Source organism: Mesorhizobium sp. P171375 (genome assembly GCF_057786075.1).
Window position 1 is genome coordinate 3,773,971 of record NZ_JBYNWF010000001.1, and the last position, 14,652, is coordinate 3,788,622.

Annotated in this window: 16 protein-coding genes; 7 read left to right on the forward strand and 9 right to left on the reverse strand. The window is 62.7% G+C overall.

Annotated features, from left to right (window positions below; genetic code table 11):
- Positions 1 to 5: 5 nt before the first annotated feature.
- Positions 6 to 620, forward strand: a complete 615-nt coding sequence (locus ACYHH6_RS18145) for a LysE family translocator (RefSeq protein WP_352587666.1) — start codon at positions 6 to 8, stop codon at positions 618 to 620.
- A gap of 353 nt (positions 621 to 973) precedes the next feature.
- Positions 974 to 1,276, forward strand: coding sequence for a DUF1330 domain-containing protein (locus ACYHH6_RS18150; protein WP_142868601.1), 303 nt, complete (start codon positions 974 to 976; stop codon positions 1,274 to 1,276).
- A 49-nt stretch (positions 1,277 to 1,325) separates the two neighbouring features.
- On the opposite strand, the gene ACYHH6_RS18155 is transcribed toward ACYHH6_RS18150, so the two are convergent.
- Complete coding sequence (locus ACYHH6_RS18155; RefSeq protein WP_352587668.1) at positions 1,326 to 1,955, reverse strand: ankyrin repeat domain-containing protein; 630 nt, start codon at positions 1,953 to 1,955, stop codon at positions 1,326 to 1,328.
- Between the two features lie 135 nt (positions 1,956 to 2,090).
- Positions 2,091 to 3,302, reverse strand: coding sequence for an MFS transporter (locus ACYHH6_RS18160; RefSeq protein ID WP_352587671.1), 1,212 nt, complete (start codon positions 3,300 to 3,302; stop codon positions 2,091 to 2,093).
- A gap of 226 nt (positions 3,303 to 3,528) precedes the next feature.
- On the opposite strand from ACYHH6_RS18160, the gene ACYHH6_RS18165 reads away from it, so the two are divergent.
- The gene (locus tag ACYHH6_RS18165; RefSeq protein ID WP_352587877.1) at positions 3,529 to 3,957 is read left to right on the forward strand and encodes a VOC family protein; all 429 of its coding nucleotides are present in this window, start codon (positions 3,529 to 3,531) and stop codon (positions 3,955 to 3,957) included.
- Between the two features lie 94 nt (positions 3,958 to 4,051).
- On the opposite strand, the gene ACYHH6_RS18170 is transcribed toward ACYHH6_RS18165, so the two are convergent.
- Positions 4,052 to 4,636: a dihydrofolate reductase family protein gene (locus ACYHH6_RS18170; RefSeq protein WP_352587674.1), complete on the reverse strand. Its 585-nt coding sequence runs from the start codon at positions 4,634 to 4,636 to the stop codon at positions 4,052 to 4,054.
- Between the two features lie 120 nt (positions 4,637 to 4,756).
- Between ACYHH6_RS18170 and ACYHH6_RS18175 the strand changes: the two genes are divergently transcribed.
- From ACYHH6_RS18175 to ACYHH6_RS18185, 3 genes are all read left to right on the forward strand, one after another.
- On the forward strand, positions 4,757 to 5,173 hold the full coding sequence (locus tag ACYHH6_RS18175; RefSeq protein ID WP_352587677.1) for a winged helix-turn-helix transcriptional regulator: 417 nt from the start codon (positions 4,757 to 4,759) through the stop codon (positions 5,171 to 5,173).
- 390 nt (positions 5,174 to 5,563) lie between these two features.
- Positions 5,564 to 6,226 carry a GntR family transcriptional regulator gene (locus ACYHH6_RS18180; RefSeq protein WP_352587680.1) on the forward strand — a complete coding sequence of 221 codons (663 nt, stop codon included), beginning with the start codon at positions 5,564 to 5,566 and terminating at the stop codon, positions 6,224 to 6,226.
- A gap of 58 nt (positions 6,227 to 6,284) precedes the next feature.
- On the forward strand, positions 6,285 to 7,388 hold the full coding sequence (locus ACYHH6_RS18185) for a flavin-containing monooxygenase (protein WP_352587683.1): 1,104 nt from the start codon (positions 6,285 to 6,287) through the stop codon (positions 7,386 to 7,388).
- A 198-nt stretch (positions 7,389 to 7,586) separates the two neighbouring features.
- On the opposite strand, the gene gcvA is transcribed toward ACYHH6_RS18185, so the two are convergent.
- A complete protein-coding gene (gene gcvA / locus ACYHH6_RS18190) occupies positions 7,587 to 8,486 on the reverse strand; it encodes a transcriptional regulator GcvA (RefSeq protein WP_352587686.1) in 900 nt (299 codons plus the stop codon).
- A gap of 116 nt (positions 8,487 to 8,602) precedes the next feature.
- On the opposite strand from gcvA, the gene ACYHH6_RS18195 reads away from it, so the two are divergent.
- The gene (locus tag ACYHH6_RS18195) at positions 8,603 to 9,307 is read left to right on the forward strand and encodes an SDR family oxidoreductase (RefSeq protein ID WP_352587689.1); all 705 of its coding nucleotides are present in this window, start codon (positions 8,603 to 8,605) and stop codon (positions 9,305 to 9,307) included.
- Positions 9,308 to 9,335: 28 nt separating this feature from the next.
- Here the strand turns inward: ACYHH6_RS18195 and ACYHH6_RS18200 are convergent, their stop codons facing one another.
- The 5 genes from ACYHH6_RS18200 to ACYHH6_RS18220 all read right to left on the reverse strand — a co-directional run bounded on the left by ACYHH6_RS18200 (position 9,336) and on the right by ACYHH6_RS18220 (position 14,621).
- A complete protein-coding gene (locus tag ACYHH6_RS18200; protein WP_192248980.1) occupies positions 9,336 to 10,244 on the reverse strand; it encodes a carbohydrate ABC transporter permease in 909 nt (302 codons plus the stop codon).
- 1 nt (position 10,245) lies between these two features.
- Positions 10,246 to 11,097, reverse strand: coding sequence for a carbohydrate ABC transporter permease (locus tag ACYHH6_RS18205; protein ID WP_435053374.1), 852 nt, complete (start codon positions 11,095 to 11,097; stop codon positions 10,246 to 10,248).
- A 287-nt stretch (positions 11,098 to 11,384) separates the two neighbouring features.
- The gene (locus tag ACYHH6_RS18210) at positions 11,385 to 12,710 is read right to left on the reverse strand and encodes an ABC transporter substrate-binding protein (protein WP_112566560.1); all 1,326 of its coding nucleotides are present in this window, start codon (positions 12,708 to 12,710) and stop codon (positions 11,385 to 11,387) included.
- A gap of 39 nt (positions 12,711 to 12,749) precedes the next feature.
- Complete coding sequence (locus ACYHH6_RS18215) at positions 12,750 to 13,835, reverse strand: ABC transporter ATP-binding protein (RefSeq protein ID WP_352587697.1); 1,086 nt, start codon at positions 13,833 to 13,835, stop codon at positions 12,750 to 12,752.
- Positions 13,836 to 14,030: 195 nt separating this feature from the next.
- Positions 14,031 to 14,621, reverse strand: a complete 591-nt coding sequence (locus ACYHH6_RS18220) for a DUF922 domain-containing Zn-dependent protease (RefSeq protein WP_352587700.1) — start codon at positions 14,619 to 14,621, stop codon at positions 14,031 to 14,033.
- Positions 14,622 to 14,652 lie beyond the last annotated feature (31 nt).

The window sequence follows — 14,652 nt, forward strand, 5'->3', positions numbered from 1 at the left end:
CAAGAATGACTTTGTCGGGTTTTGCCGCCTATTCCGGCGCACTGGCGATCGCCGCCATCATTCCCGGTCCACAGATCGTCGCCATCGTCGCGCAGGCGCTGAAAAGCGGCTACCGGCAGGCGGCCTGGATGACCGCCGGCATGGTGCTGGGCGACGTGCTTTACCTCGCCGCCGTGCTTGCCGGCCTGGCCTTCATCGCCGAGACCTTCAGCTTTCTCCTGATCGCCATCAAATGGGCAGGTGTCGTCTATCTCTGCTATCTGGCGGTGCAGTTCTGGACTTCGGGCGAGACCTTCAATGTGGCTGAGACGGGCAAGGCCGGCGGCGGCAGAAGCGCGTTCGTTTCCGGTGTCCTGGTCACGCTCGGCAATCCCAAATCGGTGCTGTTCTACATCTCCATCCTGCCGACGGTGGTCGATATCGGCGCGCTGTCGCCGCTCGACGTGCCTGTCCTGCTAGCCATCACCGCGATCATCCTGACGGCGGTGCAATTCCCGTTCGCTATTGCCGGGGCGAGGACCCGCCACACCCTGCAGTCGCCGCGTGCCACGCGCCTGTTCAACCGCGGCGCCGCGGTCTGCATGGGCGGCGCAGCGGCGACGATTGCGCTCAGGAACTGATCGTCCGGCCTCAAAGTCGGACCAGATCGGCTATTCCTTAGCGGCGCGGAAGGCGCTCGGTCGCAGGCGCCTTCCTGCACAATGGCACGCTGGCCATGTTCGAACGCCAGGGCTTTCAACGCAGCCGCCAGATCGGCAAGCATCGCTGGGTGGTCGCAAGGACGGTGGAGGCCGGCGGCGCCTGATAGCTTGGTTCACCAAGCCGTCTCCTCGGATGCGCTTAATATGATTTGATACTAATATGATTGCCGCATCAGCAGATTTCGACGACTTCGGCGGGCGCCGATGCCGTTGCTGATGATGTGCAAGGCAATTTGAGAAGGGACGATTGGCAAACAGGGAGGAGACACGGGATGGCGGCCTATCTTATTGCCGATGTCGATATCACCGACGCGGCCGTATTCGATCAATACAGGCGTGAGGTTCCGGCCACCGAGGAGCGCTACGGCGGCCGCTATCTCGCGCGCGGCGGTGCGACCAAGGTGTTCGAGGGCGACTGGCACCCGCACCGCCTCGTCATCATCGAATTTCCCGACATGGCATCGCTTTCGGCCTGGTATGACTCGCCGGAATACGAGCGTTTGAAGGAGATCCGCTTTCGCAGCGCCAGGACACGCATCCTGGCTGTCGAAGGGATCGCGTTGTCGCCGACCTAGGCCGTGATCTGTCGCGCTGGGAGAAATGTGGCGGAGCGATCTGTCGCGCTTACTTGCCTTCGAAGAAGGCGTGGATCGCTGCTTCCAGCGTCTCGATAAGCTCGGCATTGCGGGTGCTGCCGGCCCAGATCAAGGCGTTGAGCCGCATGTCCTTGTTGAGGAAGTTCACCTTCCTCGTTTCCAGCAGATATTGCACCACGTCATAGTGCCGCCCCTTGATCGCCTCGATAAGCGCGCTGTTGCGGCCGGTCTTGTCGGCCGCATTGACATCGGCGCCGTGTTCGACGAGCAGCCTGACGATCCCCAGATGCCCGGTCCTTGCCGCTTCGATCAGCGCCGTGCGGCCATAATAGTCGGCGCGCGCGTCGATATCGATGTCGGGATGCTTGATCAGCGCCGTTATGGTGGCGTGGTGTCCCTTGGCCGCGGCGAGGCTGAGCGGCGTGCTCTTCCATTTGTTCCTGGAATTCACGTCGATCTGCGGATGCGAAATCAGCGCTTCGAGCACCGGGCCGCGGCCGTTGTGGGCCGCCAGATGCAACGCCGACCAGCCGCCTTCATCCGTCTGGTTGATATCAGCCCCCGCCGCCAGCTCGGCGCGGAGGGTCGCGATGTCGCCTTTCTCCGCCGCCCCCAACAGGGTCGACCAGCCTCTCGCGTCCTCGGCTTCCAGGCCCACTGCAACTGCCTCCCTGAACAGACTTGGCAAGGATGCACGCCGGCCTGGCCGGCGTGCGGTATCTTCGGCCGGAAGCCTTTCATAATCGCATGCATGGGGCAAACAGATTTCCGCGCCGGACGGGAACCAGGGATTTCAAGCCACTTGCAGCCGCTCCCGGCCGGGCTGTGGCGGGAAGGCGATGGCGATGCCGGCCGCACCCAGGCCAACTAGCGCCGAGCCGATGAACAGCCAGGAATAGCTGGCATAGGCGTCGAAGATCATGCCGCCGGCGAGCGGCCCGAACGACATGCCGAGGCTGGACAGCAGCGTGGCGGCGCCAAGCACCGTGCCGATGATGCGCGGCCCGAAATAGTCGCGCGCCAGCACGGCATAGAGCGGCATGACGCCGCCATAGGTGGCGCCGAAGATGATCGCCAGGAGATAGAACTGCTCGAGATTGCCAATGGCGAGATAGGCGGCAATCACCACCGCCTGGATGGCGAGGCCCACGATCAGTACAGGCTTGGCGCCCAGCCTGTCGCCGAGCACGCCGTAGAGCACGCGCCCGCCAAGGCCGGCAAGGCCCTCGACGCTGTAGATCGACACGGCGGCCATGGGTGCTACGCCGCACGACATGGCATAGCTCACCATGTGGAAGATCGGTCCCGAATGCGCAGCACAGCAGGCGAAGAAGGTCATGCCCAGAACCAGGAATTGCGGCGAGCGCAGCGCCTGGCCGACGCTAAAGCCGGGATCGTCCGCGACAGGCGCGGGCGCACTGCCATCCGATGCCGCGACCGCCATCGATGGCTGGCGCACCAGGAAGACGGCCGGCAGCAAAAGCACCCAGGCCATGATGCCGATGTCGAACATGGCCGTGCGCCAGTCATAGGCGGTGATCAGCCAGCGCGCGAAGGGCGAGATGGTCATCGGCGCCACGCCCATGCCGGCCGAGACCAGCGACACGGCAAGGCTGCGATGAGTGTCGAACCAGGCGGTGGTCAGCGCGATCATCGGCGCGAAGAACGCGCTCGCCGCCAGCCCGACGATGACGCCGTAGCTCAGCTGGAAGACGATGAGCGAATTGGCGCGGCTAGCCACCACCAGCGACAGACCGAGCAGCACCGCGCCGGCAAAGACGACGGGGCGGGCGCCGACGCGGTCATAGATGGCGCCCCAGGCGAAACCACCGGCGCCCATCACCAGAAAGTTCAGCGTCATGGCGCTGGAAATGCCGGTGCGCGACCAGTTGGTGTCGAGCGCCATCGGCTCGAGAAAGATCGCCAGCGAAAACATCGCGCCGAGCGCCACACAGGTCATCAACGCGCCCGCCGCGACGATCACCCAACGATAGGAATTGTTCATGGTCTTCTCCCGAAATCGGTTCGATGCAGCGCCAGCTCCATTGCGCCGCTTGCGTCCGAAGGACGTTGGTGGGATTTCGAATCCGACAATCCGGTTGCATTTTTTATCCGGTTTGCGCGGAAGTCCATCCGGACATGGCAAAGGCAGGCGGCGCGAGCGGCAAAAATGCGCTGCCGAATTGACGACCCGCTCTGCGGCGCTAGGTTTGTGGTCTCGTGAACCGGAGATATCGCTCATGGAGCTGCATCGCGGCCGCCTCATCGACCACATCCAGCTCGTGGTCAGGGATCTCAAGGCCAGCCGGCGTTTCTACGAAGCAGTGTTCAAGGTGCTTGGTGTTCCGATCGGTGGCGAGGCCGAGGACTATTTCTGGGCCGACGAATTGTTCATCTCCAGTCTCGACAGCCGGGCGGCGAGGGGGCAACTGACCGGGCGTCACCATCTGGCCTTCCAGGCCAGGGACAATGCCATGGTCGATGCCTTCTACAAAGCTGGCCTCGATGCCGGCGGCACCGACAATGGTGCGCCAGGCGAGCGGCCGTACCATCCCGGCTACTACGCCACCTTCCTGCTCGACCCCGACGGCAACAACATCGAAGCAGTGTTTCACGGGCCGGCGAAGCGTAGCGCCGCTTCGGTCGAGATCAATTTCTAGAGCAGTTCCAGGAAATCTCCCAGCGGTCTTCTGCCCGGAATTCTCTTGAAAACAGGGAGTTGCAGCGGTTTACCGATTTAGGGATTGAACCAGATCAAACCGGGGCGTAGCGGTTGACCACCATGCCGCAGGCATAGGCTTTCGAGCCGAGCAGGCGCAGTTTTCTGAAGCCGCCGCGGTCGAAAATCCGCTCGCCATCGCCAAGCGCCGCCGGATTGATGAACAGCTGGAACTCATCGACCAGCCCCGCCGCAATCAGCGCCGAGGCAAAGCCGGCGCCGCCGAACACCGCCATGTCGCCACCGCCCTCGGCTTTCAGCGCCTTGACCTCGCGCGGCAGGTCGCCGCTGGCGAGCACGGTGCGCTCCCACCGCGATGACGCGAGCTTGTCGCTCAGCACCACCTTGCGTGCCTCGACGATGCGCTGCGCAAAGGCGTAGAAGGGATCGCGCGGATAGTTTTTCGCCGCATTGCCCCAGTGGGTGAGGTAACCCTCTTCGGCCATCTTGCGGCTGAGCAGGATGGTGTCGATACCGGCGAATACGGCGTTGAAATCCTGCTTCAATTCCTCGTCCCACGGGCAGTAGCCGCCCCATTCCCAGAGCTGCCAATGCTCGTCGCCGGCCGCGCCGACAAAACCGTCGACCGACATCTGCATTTGCAGGATCAGCTTTCTCATCGTCGTTCTCCTCATTCGACCTGAGTGTCGTCCAGGTGGAAAATGGTTTACTTCTAAAATCATTGACGCAAGGGGAAAATGATGTCAATAGTAAAGTGATTTAAAAACGGAACCATAGAAATGTCAACCAGGGAAAGATCCGGTTGCCCCATCAGCCTCTCGCTCGAACTGCTTGGCGACCGCTGGACGCTGCTGATCATCCGCGACCTGGTTTTCGCCGGAAAGACGCACTTCCGGGAGTTCCTGCTATCCGACGAGGGCATCTCATCGCGCACGCTGGCCGAACGGCTGCAGACCTTGCAGGATGAGGGCATCGTCACCAAGAGCGACGACCCCACACACAAACTCAAGGCGATCTACCGGCTGACCGAGGCCGGCATTGACCTGCTGCCGGTGCTGGCGACGCTTGGTGCCTGGGGCAGCAAATACCGCAACGCCGATAACGAACTGGCCAGGATCGCCGACGAACTGGCCGCAGGCGGGGAGGTTGCCCTTGAGCAGATGAAGAAGAAGCTGCGCGCCGTGCATCTCGGCTAGGGCGCAACGCTGGCTTCCTCTTCGCGATGATGGCCGGGCTACATCGACACGACGTCGCCCAGCCTCATCCTTCCCATCACGCAAATCGCTGTGGCCTGAGCCATGTCTGCTTCGGATTGCCGTCGCCCGAAAGCACTGCGTCTGCCAGCCAGCGCGCTGTGGCGGGGGCGGCATGCATATATTCGCGCAAGCTCATGTTTGTTGTGTAAGGTGGTCGTCGTCGGCGTCGTTTACCGTCCTTTGAAGAACAGGGGAGTGAGCGCCGGGGCAGCAGCTTTGGCCTTCTCTCCGTCACAATCTCGGAGTGTACGCGTACGGATGAAGAGCCAATGGCAGCGCCCATGACGTAGGCGGCAGGAGCCGCTGAAGCAGCTGGCAGGAGGGGCTCGTATGGTTGGATTTGCCGAAGTGCAGCGGCCGCAGACGGTGGCCGAACAGGTCGCCAATGTGCTGCGCGAGGCGATCGCCGACGGCAGCCTGGCGGACGGCACGGCGCTGCGCCAGGACGATCTTGCGCTGCGCTTCGGCTTCAGCCGCATGCCGATCCGCGACGCGTTGCGCCAGCTAGAGGCCGAAGGGATCGTCCAGATACACCCGACCAAGGGCGCGCATGTCGCCCGTATGGACGCCACCGAGATCAGGGAGATTTTTGCGTTGCGCGACCTGCTTGAAAGCGAGGCGCTCAACCTGTCTGTCCCAAAGCTTGGCAGTGAAAAGCTCGACGAGGCAGCGCAGGTGCTCGCCCGCATCGACGCCGAGCCCGATGTCGCCCGTTGGGGTGCGCTGAACCGGACCTTCCACCTGGCGCTCTACAGCGCCTGCGGCAACGCCCGGCTGCTCGGCCTGATCGAAGCGCACCATAATGCCGCCGACCGTTATGTCCGCATGCTCCTGTCCAGCCTCGACTATCGCGGCGTCTCGAAGGCCGAACACCGCGAACTGCTCGCCGCCTGCCGCAAGCGCGACGCGGCGGAAGCCGTGCGCGTGCTGAAGAAACATCTCTGCGATGGCCTGGAGACGCTGGCCAAGGCGGGGATATTGCGGAACAGGTGACTTGTCCGGCCTGTGCCTCTGCGCATAGCCTCAGCCAGGCTGGCGGGAGGAGAATCGCTTGGACACGACTGTCGTTATTGTCGGTGCCGGCCCCGCCGGCATGGCGGTCGGCGCCTGCCTGAAGCGGGCAGGGGTGGATTTCGTTATCCTCGAAAAAGCCGGGGAGGTGGCGCCCGCCTGGCGGCGTCACTATCGGCGGCTGCATCTGCATACGGTCAAGTCGTTCTCCTCGCTGCCGTTCTTGCCGTTCCCGAAGCACTATCCGCGCTACGTGCCGCGCGAACTGGTGGTTCGTTATCTCGACGACTACACCAAAAAATTCGACCTCCGCCCGCGCTTCGGCGTGACGGTGAAAGCCATTCGTCGCGGCGACAGCGGTTTTCTGGTCGAGACGGGATCGGAGAGCCTGACAGCGCGCCATGTCGTCATCGCCAGCGGCAACAATGCCGAGCCGATCGTTCCCCGGCTCCCCGCCATCGAGGCCTTCAAGGGCGAGGTGCTGCACAGCGCCGATTATACCGAGGCCGCGCCCTTTGCCGGCCGCTCGGTGCTGATCGTCGGCATGGGCAACACCGGCGCCGAGATCGCGCTGGACCTTGCCGAAGGTGGCGCCAAGCCCACCATTTCGGTGCGCAAGGGCGTCCATATCGTGCCGCGCCAGCTGTTCGGCGTACCGATTCAGATGGTCGGCATCGCCAGTCGGCCAATGCCGCAGGCGCTGAACGACTGGATGTTCCCGATCATTCTCGATTTCGCACTGGGCAAGCTCGAAAAATACGGCATCGTCCGACCCAAGCAGGGCATCCTGCAGCAGATCGACGAGGTCGGCCGCATTCCGGTGATCGATGTCGGCACGGTCGACGCCATCACCAAAGGCGCCATCAAGATTGCGCCCGACATAGCGCGCTTCACCGAGCACGGCGCCGCGTTCGCCGACGGCAGGCAGGAAACATTCGACGCCGTCATCCTCGCCACCGGCTACTGCCCCGGCTACGAGAAATTCGTTCCGGCGGAACTGCAGCCGGAACGCAGCGGCGTCAGCGCCCGCTCTTCGCAGCTCGGCCTCTATCTCGTTGGCTTCTACAATCCGGTCACCGGCCTGCTCCGGGAAATCGGCAAGGAGGCGAAGGCGGTGGCGGCTGACATTGCGCGGCGAGGGTAAAGAGACGCTGTCAGCGAAGCTGCCAATCTCCCTCCTTGCAGGGGAGATGCCCGGCAGGGCAGAGGGGGTGCTGTCCCTCTGGCCTGTCAAACTATCGGTCAGCCCCTGGATTCGGGGGTAGGAACGGACGACGTCGATCGTTGGCGTTCCTTCACACCCCCTCTGTCCTGCCGGACATCTCCCCCGCAAGGGGGGAGATCAGCTATCCTCCACCCCCGCCTCATCCAGCAGCCACTGTCGCACGGCTTGCGTCGGCTCGGGGTGCCGTTGCTTGCGCGGCACCACCACATAGAAATCCTGCGTCCCACGCATCCCAGCGTTGATCGGCTGCACCAGCCGGCCGGCGGCGAGGTCGGCGGCGACCAGGAAGCGACTGGCGAGCGCGATGCCCTGGCCGGCAATGGCGGCGTCGATCGCCAGTCCGGTCTGGTTGAAGCGCATTCGTTTTGCCTCTGGGGCCATCTTCAGGCTGAGCGCCTTTTCCATGAATTCGGGCCACAGATTGTGCGTGTCGTGCAGCAGGACATGATGCTGGATATCCGTCGGCGCAATCTGCTTCGCGCCGGCCGGCAAAAGGGCGGGGCTGCAGATGGCGACGATCTGCTGTGGAAACAAAAGATCCACCATCAATCCGGGGCCGAAGGGCGAACGCCCTTGCCTGACCGCAATGTCGACGCCGTCGGCCTGAAAACTCGACAGGCTTTCGCTGGCCAGAATGCGCAGATCGACCAGCGGATTGTGCGCCACGAACTCCGGCAGTTTCGGGATCAGCCATTTGGTGGCGAAACTTGGGGTAACGCTGATCGTCAGTCGTGCCGGTTCGGGCCGCAGCAGCAAGGTCGCCTCCGAGATCAGCTCGAAGGCACGGCGGATGTTGGGCACATAGGCGCGGCCCTCGTCGGTCAGCGCCAGGCCGCGGGGCAGCCGCTCGAACAGTTTTGCGCCGAGGTCGGCTTCCAGCCCGCGTATGTGCTGCGCCACCGCCCCTTGCGTCACGTTCAGCTCCTGCGCGGCGATGCGGAAGTTGAGATGACGCGCGGCGGCCTCGAAGGCGCGCAGCGCATTCAACGGCGGCAGGCTGAGGAAGGCTTCGGGCATGCAGGAGTTTTTCTACAGCTTGATTTCAGGCTTTCTGGTTCGAAACAGCGGCGGACTCCAGCTATATCACCTTTTGAATGCGCAACGCATGCGCCGAAAGACCTCAAGGAGAGAAGATGAGTGTAGAAAAAGTGGCTGTTGTCGTCGCCGGTGGCAGCGGCATGGGCGCGGCGGCGGCGAAACGCCTGGCGGCGGACGGCTTCAAACTCGCGATCCTGTCGTCCTCCGGCAAGGGCGAGGCGCTGGCAAAGGAGCTAGGCGGTCTCGGCGTTACCGGCTCCAACCAGTCGAATGACGATTTGCAGCGGCTCGCCGACCTGACGCTGGAGCGCTTCGGTCGCATCGACGTGCTGGTCAACAGCGGCGGCCACGGGCCGCGCGCGCCGATCCTCGAAATATCGGACGAGCAATGGCACACCGGCATGGACGTCTATCTGCTCAACGTCATTAGGCCGGTGCGCATCGTGGCGCCGCAGATGGTCAAGCAGAAGGCCGGCGCCATCATCAACATCTCGACGGCGTGGGTTGTCGAGCCGAGCCCGATGTTCCCGACATCCGCCGTGTTCCGCGCCGGTCTTGCCGCCTACACCAAGATCTTCGCCAACACCTATGCCGCGGACAATGTGCGCATGAACAACGTGCTGCCCGGCTGGATTGACAGCCTGCCGGCCACCGAGGAGCGCCGCGACAGCGTGCCGATGCAGCGTTACGGTACGTCGGAGGAGATCGCCGCCACCATCGCCTTCCTCGCTTCCGAAGGTGCGGGCTACATCACCGGCCAGAACATCCGCGTGGACGGCGGCATCATCCGCGCGATTTGATGCATCGCGGCCTGCATGAGCCGGCGCGTTATTCCTTCACCGCGCCGGTCATCGAGGAGACGTAGTGCTCGACAAAGAAGGAATAGAGCACGACCACCGGAAGCGAGCCGATCAATGCTCCCGCCATCAGAGCCCCCCATTCATAGACGTCGGAGCGCACCAGTTCGGTCAGCACGCCAACCGGCACGGTCTTGTTTTCCGAAGATTGGATGAATGTCAGGGCATAGATGAACTCGTTCCATGACAGGGTGAAGGCGAATATGCCGGCCGAGATCAGGCCGGGCACCGACAGCGGCAGCACGATCTTGGTGAGAATCTGCCACCGGCTCGCCCCGTCTATCAGCGCGCATTCCTCCAACTCGAACGGGATCGAGCGGAAGTAACCCATCAAAAGCCACGTGCAGAACGGTACCAGGAAGGTCGGATAGGTAAGGATCAGCGCGAAGGGCGTGTCGTAAAGCCCAAGGTTGAACACCATCACCGACAGCGGAATGAACAGGATCGAGGGCGGCACGAGATAAGCGAGGAAGATGCCGAGGCCGACCTGCCGCGCCCCGGAAAACCGCAGCCGCTCGATCGCATAAGCTGCGAAGACCGACGCCAGCAGCGACAGGAAGGTAGCGGCGGTCGAGATCATGATCGTGTTGAGCAGCCAGCCCGGATAGGATGTCTCGAACAAGAGATAACGGATGTGCTCCAACGTCGGATGCACGACCCAGAACGGATTGAACTGCGCATAGTCGGTCATCTCGAGATTGGGTTTAACCGCCGTGATCGTCATCCAGTAAAAAGGAAACAACAGCACGATGACGAACACCAGCAACGGCAGATAGACCGTTACCACGCGGCGCGGCAGGCTCTGCAGGTAGCCCATGCCGCCTTCGTCGATGTCCGGACGTTTGGTCTTCTTGGTCGCGGCCGTCTTGATCATGACCATGTCAGTCTCTTCCACCTTGTTGCCATTTGCGGCGTTGCAGGCCGAAATAGCTGAACAGGATCGCCGCCAGCAGGAACGGGATCATGGCCACCGCGATGGCCGCGCCTTCGCCAAGCTGGCCGCCGGAAATGCCGCGCTGGAACGACAATGTCGCCATCAGATGCGTGGCATTCACTGGCCCGCCACGGGTCAGCACATAGATCAGCTGGAAATCGGTGAAGGTGAACAGCACCGAGAACGTCATGGTGATGGCGATGATCGGCGTCAGCAGCGGCAGCGTCACATAGCGAAACAATTGCCAGCGCGTGGCGCCGTCGAGCGTGGCGGCCTCGTAAAGCGACTGCGGGATCGTCTGCAGGCCGGCAAGCAGTGTGATGGCGACGAAAGGAATGCCGCGCCAGACATTGGCCGCGATGACCGAGGCGCGCGCGTTTGTCGGATCGCCGAGGAAATTGATGCGGTGGTCGATCAGGCCCATCTGCTGCAGCGCCCAGGACAGGATCGAGAACTGCGAATCGTAGATCCACCAGAAGGCGATGGCCGAGAGCACGGTTGGCACCACCCATGGCAGCAGGACTACCGCGCGGAAGAACGATTTGAAGGGCAGGTTTTCATTGAGGATAAGCGCCAGCCAGAGGCCGAGCGCGAACTTCAGGATCGAAGCGCTGATCGTATACAGCAGCGTGTTGAAGACCGAGAGCCAGAAGACGTTGTCATTCCACAGATATTGGTAGTTCTCGGTGCCGATGAAGATGCCGGAGCGGCCGATGCGGGCGTCGGTGAAGCCGAGCCAGACGCCGAGCCCGAGCGGATAGGTCAGGAAAACCAGGAGCAGCACCGCGGCCGGCAGCATGAATCCGAAGCCAAGGGCATTGCGGCTCTCGGACAGGCGCGAAAGCAGCGACGGACGCGGCTGGGCGGCAACGGACGACACGGCCATGAACAGCTCCTTAGAGCAATTCCAGGAAAAGTGTGTAGCGGCTTTCCGTCCGGAATTGCGTAAAAACGAACACTCAGATCAGGGCAGCGGTTCTATCGAAAGCCGAACTGCTCTAGCAGGTCTCCTGGTCGGCCCGCACGGTCACCAGGCGATTTCAGGAACCGGACCGGGCAGCACGGCTGCCCGGTCCGGCTGTGCTCCTAGACGCGGTAGTACCGGTTGGCGCGCTTCTCCGCCTCTTCCATCGCCTCCTGCGGCGTCGCCTGGCCGGTTACGGCCTTGGCGAACATGTCGACCAGCACATAGTCGGCCATGGTGGCCGCCGAGGCATAGCCGAGCGGCCCGGCATAGCCGTTGGGACGCAGCGTCGCCGAGGCCTTGGCATAGGCGGCATTGTTCGGATCGGCCGTCCACACCGGATTGCTGTCGAAAGCCTTGAGCGTCTGGCAGCAATAGCCGGCCGAGGAAGTGATCCAGTCCGACATTTGCGGATCCTCGAACATGAACTGCAGATAGGCCTTGGCGGCATTGGGGTAGGGCGTGTAGTCGAAGATGACAGCCGTGGTCACCTGGAACAGTTCAACCGATTTTCCGACGGGACCGATCGGCAGGTTGGTCGTGCGGATGTCCTTGGCGATTTCGGCCAGTTTCGGATCGTTGTCCTTGTTGGTCTTGGCCGTGTAATAGGCGGAAATGCCGTTGGCTATGACGCCGAGTTCGCCGGCCAGGAAGGCGCGGTTGTTGTTGACGTCGAGCCAGCTTTCGGTGCCGGGAATGAAGGTCTTGTAGAGCGCCTGCGCGTACTCGATCGCCTTCAGCGTCTCGGGACTGTTGATGGTCACCTTGCCGCTCTCGTCGACCATCTGGCCGCCATGACTCCACAACAGCCAGTGAGCATAGTTGTTGCCGTCGCCGACGCCGTGGCCATGCGTGAAGCCGGCCGGATGTCCCTTTGCCTGCAACGCCTTGCAAAGCTCGAGGAAGCCCTTCGTGTCCTTCGGAAACTCCGAGAAGCCAGCCTCCTTCACCCAGCTTTCGCGGTAGACGATGGCATTGCCGATCGTGGCCAGAGGCAGGCCGATAAATTTGCCGTCCCGGGTCGCATATTGCTTGGGCCCGTCGTGCCAGCCGCCGTATTTCGAACCCAGATACTCACCCAGTTCCGTCACGTCGTGCAGCTTGTCGGGATATTGATGCGGGTCGTCGAACCAGACGAGCATGAGGTCCGGGCCGGAGCCGACATTGGCGGCAACCGCCGCCTTGGGGCGGATGTCCTCCCAGCTTTCCTTGTCGACGCGAACCTCGACACCCGTCGCCTCGGTGAAGCGCTTGGTGTTGGCCAGCCATTGAGTCTCATCGCCCGAGACGAAAGGCGACCAGCGAAGCAGCCGCAGCTTCGCGCCATCCTCAGGCTTGTACTTCAATCCCTCCTGGGCAAAAGCGGGCGAACCGACGAAGCGGCTTCCCAAGGCTCCCGCCGCAACACCTGCGGTCGTGCGGATTACATCCCGTCTCGTGAATTTCATAGTAGTCTCCTCCGGTTTGTTTTCCTTGCTGTGCGGTCCTTACAATCCAGTGCGCGTTTCGAATCGTGTTCCTGTTTTGCCGTCAAACAGATGGATCAAACCAGGTTCGGACGAGAGCCGTATGGTTTCGCCCGGCGTGAACGAATGGCGTTCCCGGAAATTCGCGACGATCTCGTCGCCGCCGGCGGTCCGACCGATGAGCTGCACCTCCGACCCGGTCGGTTCCACCACCACGACGGTGACCGGAATGCCCTGGTCGGACGACAGGCGCAGATGCTCGGGCCGTATTCCCAGCACCACCGGATCGCCATTGCCGACGGCAGGCGCCGCGGCCAACGGAAGGGAAATCCCCCCGGCGCCGCGAAAGGACGGGGAGCCGTCGGTTGCGATTTCACCCTTGATCAGGTTCATGGCCGGCGAGCCGATGAAGCTTGCAACGAAGAGATTGTTCGGCTTGTCGTAGAGTTCCAGCGGCGGCCCGATCTGCTCGACGATGCCGTCGTGCATGACGACGATCTTGTCGGCCATGGTCATGGCCTCGATCTGATCGTGAGTGACATAGACTGTCGTGGTCTTGAGACGCTGGTGCAATTCCTTGATCTCGGCGCGCATCTGCACCCTGAGCTTGGCGTCGAGATTGGACAGCGGTTCGTCGAACAGGAAAACCTGCGGATCGCGTACGATCGCCCTGCCCATGGCGACGCGCTGGCGCTGGCCGCCGGAAAGCTGACGAGGATAGCGCGTCAGCAGGGGCAGCAGCCCCAGAATTTCGGCCGCGCGCTGAACGCCGGCATCGCTTTGTGCTTTCGATACACCCTTGAGCATGAGCGAGAACGCCATGTTCTCGGCCACGGTCATATGCGGGTAGAGCGCATAGTTCTGGAAGACCATGGCGACGTCGCGTTCTTTTGGCGCAACGTTGTTGACGACACGCCCGCCGATCGCGATCTGGCCGCGCGAAATCTTTTCCAGGCCGGCGATCATCCTGAGAAGGGTCGATTTCCCGCAACCCGACGGCCCGACCAGCGTGACGAACTCGCCGTCATTAATGTCCACACTGACGCCATGCAGAACCTCGACGGTCCCGAACGATTTGTAAACGTCGCCGATCGCGACAGACGCCATCGATTTCCTCCCGAACAGCTTCTTGCGACGCCCCGAAGGAAACCGCTCCTCTCCCGCCTCGCGACCGTCTCCCATTCCCACAATAGGTCGCGCGACGATCAGACGGTAGCGCTACCAAGCCTGCCTGTAAAGCGGCCACGCGGCCGGTGCTCTTGTCGTTCGAAGGCCCGGCGCAACGACTGGCAGCTCGGCAAACTACCCTCCATTCACAAAAGCCAGCACCAGCTTCTGCAAATTGCCACCAGGACCGAATTCGACCTTGTCGAAGTCGCGGCTGGCCTGCCGCTGTGCCAGTGAGATCTGGGCAAGCTGCCGGGTCAACTCGGTCCTGATCTTTGTGCAGCCGGGGTCGTCGGCGACGGTCATGCCGACGCTGATCGCCTCGATCTTGCGCACCATCTCGACGATGGCTGCGCCATGCACCTTTTCATGGGCGGCGAGCCCGGCGGCGAAAATCTCCCAGCTCTTCTGCACGGCGGGAGACAGCGGCGCGGCCGGCTTTGGCAAGGTGTAGGTTATGATGAGTTTCGGCCGCGCCGATCGCAGCACGCAGGCGCCGCCTTGCGGCTTGTAGTCCCGGGTCCAGGTCAGCTTGAAATTGGTGTGTGCAATGACGCGGCCTTTGCCCAGCAAGGGGCCCGCTTCGCCGATCGAGGCATAGAGCTCGGGGCCGCTTTGTCCCGTAATGGCGTAGGTCTCGACCTTCTCGACCGGCTTCCAGTCGGCGCGTGCGGGCGCAGCAAGGAGCAAGGCCGCCAGCAACGCGAACAGAACGACTGATTTCATGCAGATATCGAGGAGGCTGCCACGGATGTCA

Bases quoted from the DNA above. Each gene is read 5' to 3' on its own strand.
- gcvA (WP_352587686.1), bottom strand. From the start codon at position 8,486: ATGCCCGAAGCCTTCCTCAGCCTGCCGCCGTTGAATGCGCTGCGCGCC.
- ACYHH6_RS18205 (WP_435053374.1), bottom strand. From the start codon at position 11,097: ATGCTGCCGGCCGCGGTGCTGCTCCTGGTTTTCCTGACCTATCCGCTC.
- ACYHH6_RS18195 (WP_352587689.1), top strand. From the start codon at position 8,603: ATGAGTGTAGAAAAAGTGGCTGTTGTCGTCGCCGGTGGCAGCGGCATG.
- ACYHH6_RS18170 (WP_352587674.1), bottom strand. From the start codon at position 4,636: ATGAGAAAGCTGATCCTGCAAATGCAGATGTCGGTCGACGGTTTTGTC.
- ACYHH6_RS18175 (WP_352587677.1), top strand. From the start codon at position 4,757: ATGTCAACCAGGGAAAGATCCGGTTGCCCCATCAGCCTCTCGCTCGAA.
- ACYHH6_RS18215 (WP_352587697.1), bottom strand. From the start codon at position 13,835: ATGGCGTCTGTCGCGATCGGCGACGTTTACAAATCGTTCGGGACCGTC.
- ACYHH6_RS18180 (WP_352587680.1), top strand. From the start codon at position 5,564: ATGGTTGGATTTGCCGAAGTGCAGCGGCCGCAGACGGTGGCCGAACAG.
- ACYHH6_RS18150 (WP_142868601.1), top strand. From the start codon at position 974: ATGGCGGCCTATCTTATTGCCGATGTCGATATCACCGACGCGGCCGTA.
- ACYHH6_RS18210 (WP_112566560.1), bottom strand. From the start codon at position 12,710: ATGAAATTCACGAGACGGGATGTAATCCGCACGACCGCAGGTGTTGCG.
- ACYHH6_RS18160 (WP_352587671.1), bottom strand. From the start codon at position 3,302: ATGAACAATTCCTATCGTTGGGTGATCGTCGCGGCGGGCGCGTTGATG.
- ACYHH6_RS18200 (WP_192248980.1), bottom strand. From the start codon at position 10,244: ATGGTCATGATCAAGACGGCCGCGACCAAGAAGACCAAACGTCCGGAC.
- ACYHH6_RS18145 (WP_352587666.1), top strand. From the start codon at position 6: ATGACTTTGTCGGGTTTTGCCGCCTATTCCGGCGCACTGGCGATCGCC.
- ACYHH6_RS18220 (WP_352587700.1), bottom strand. From the start codon at position 14,621: ATGAAATCAGTCGTTCTGTTCGCGTTGCTGGCGGCCTTGCTCCTTGCT.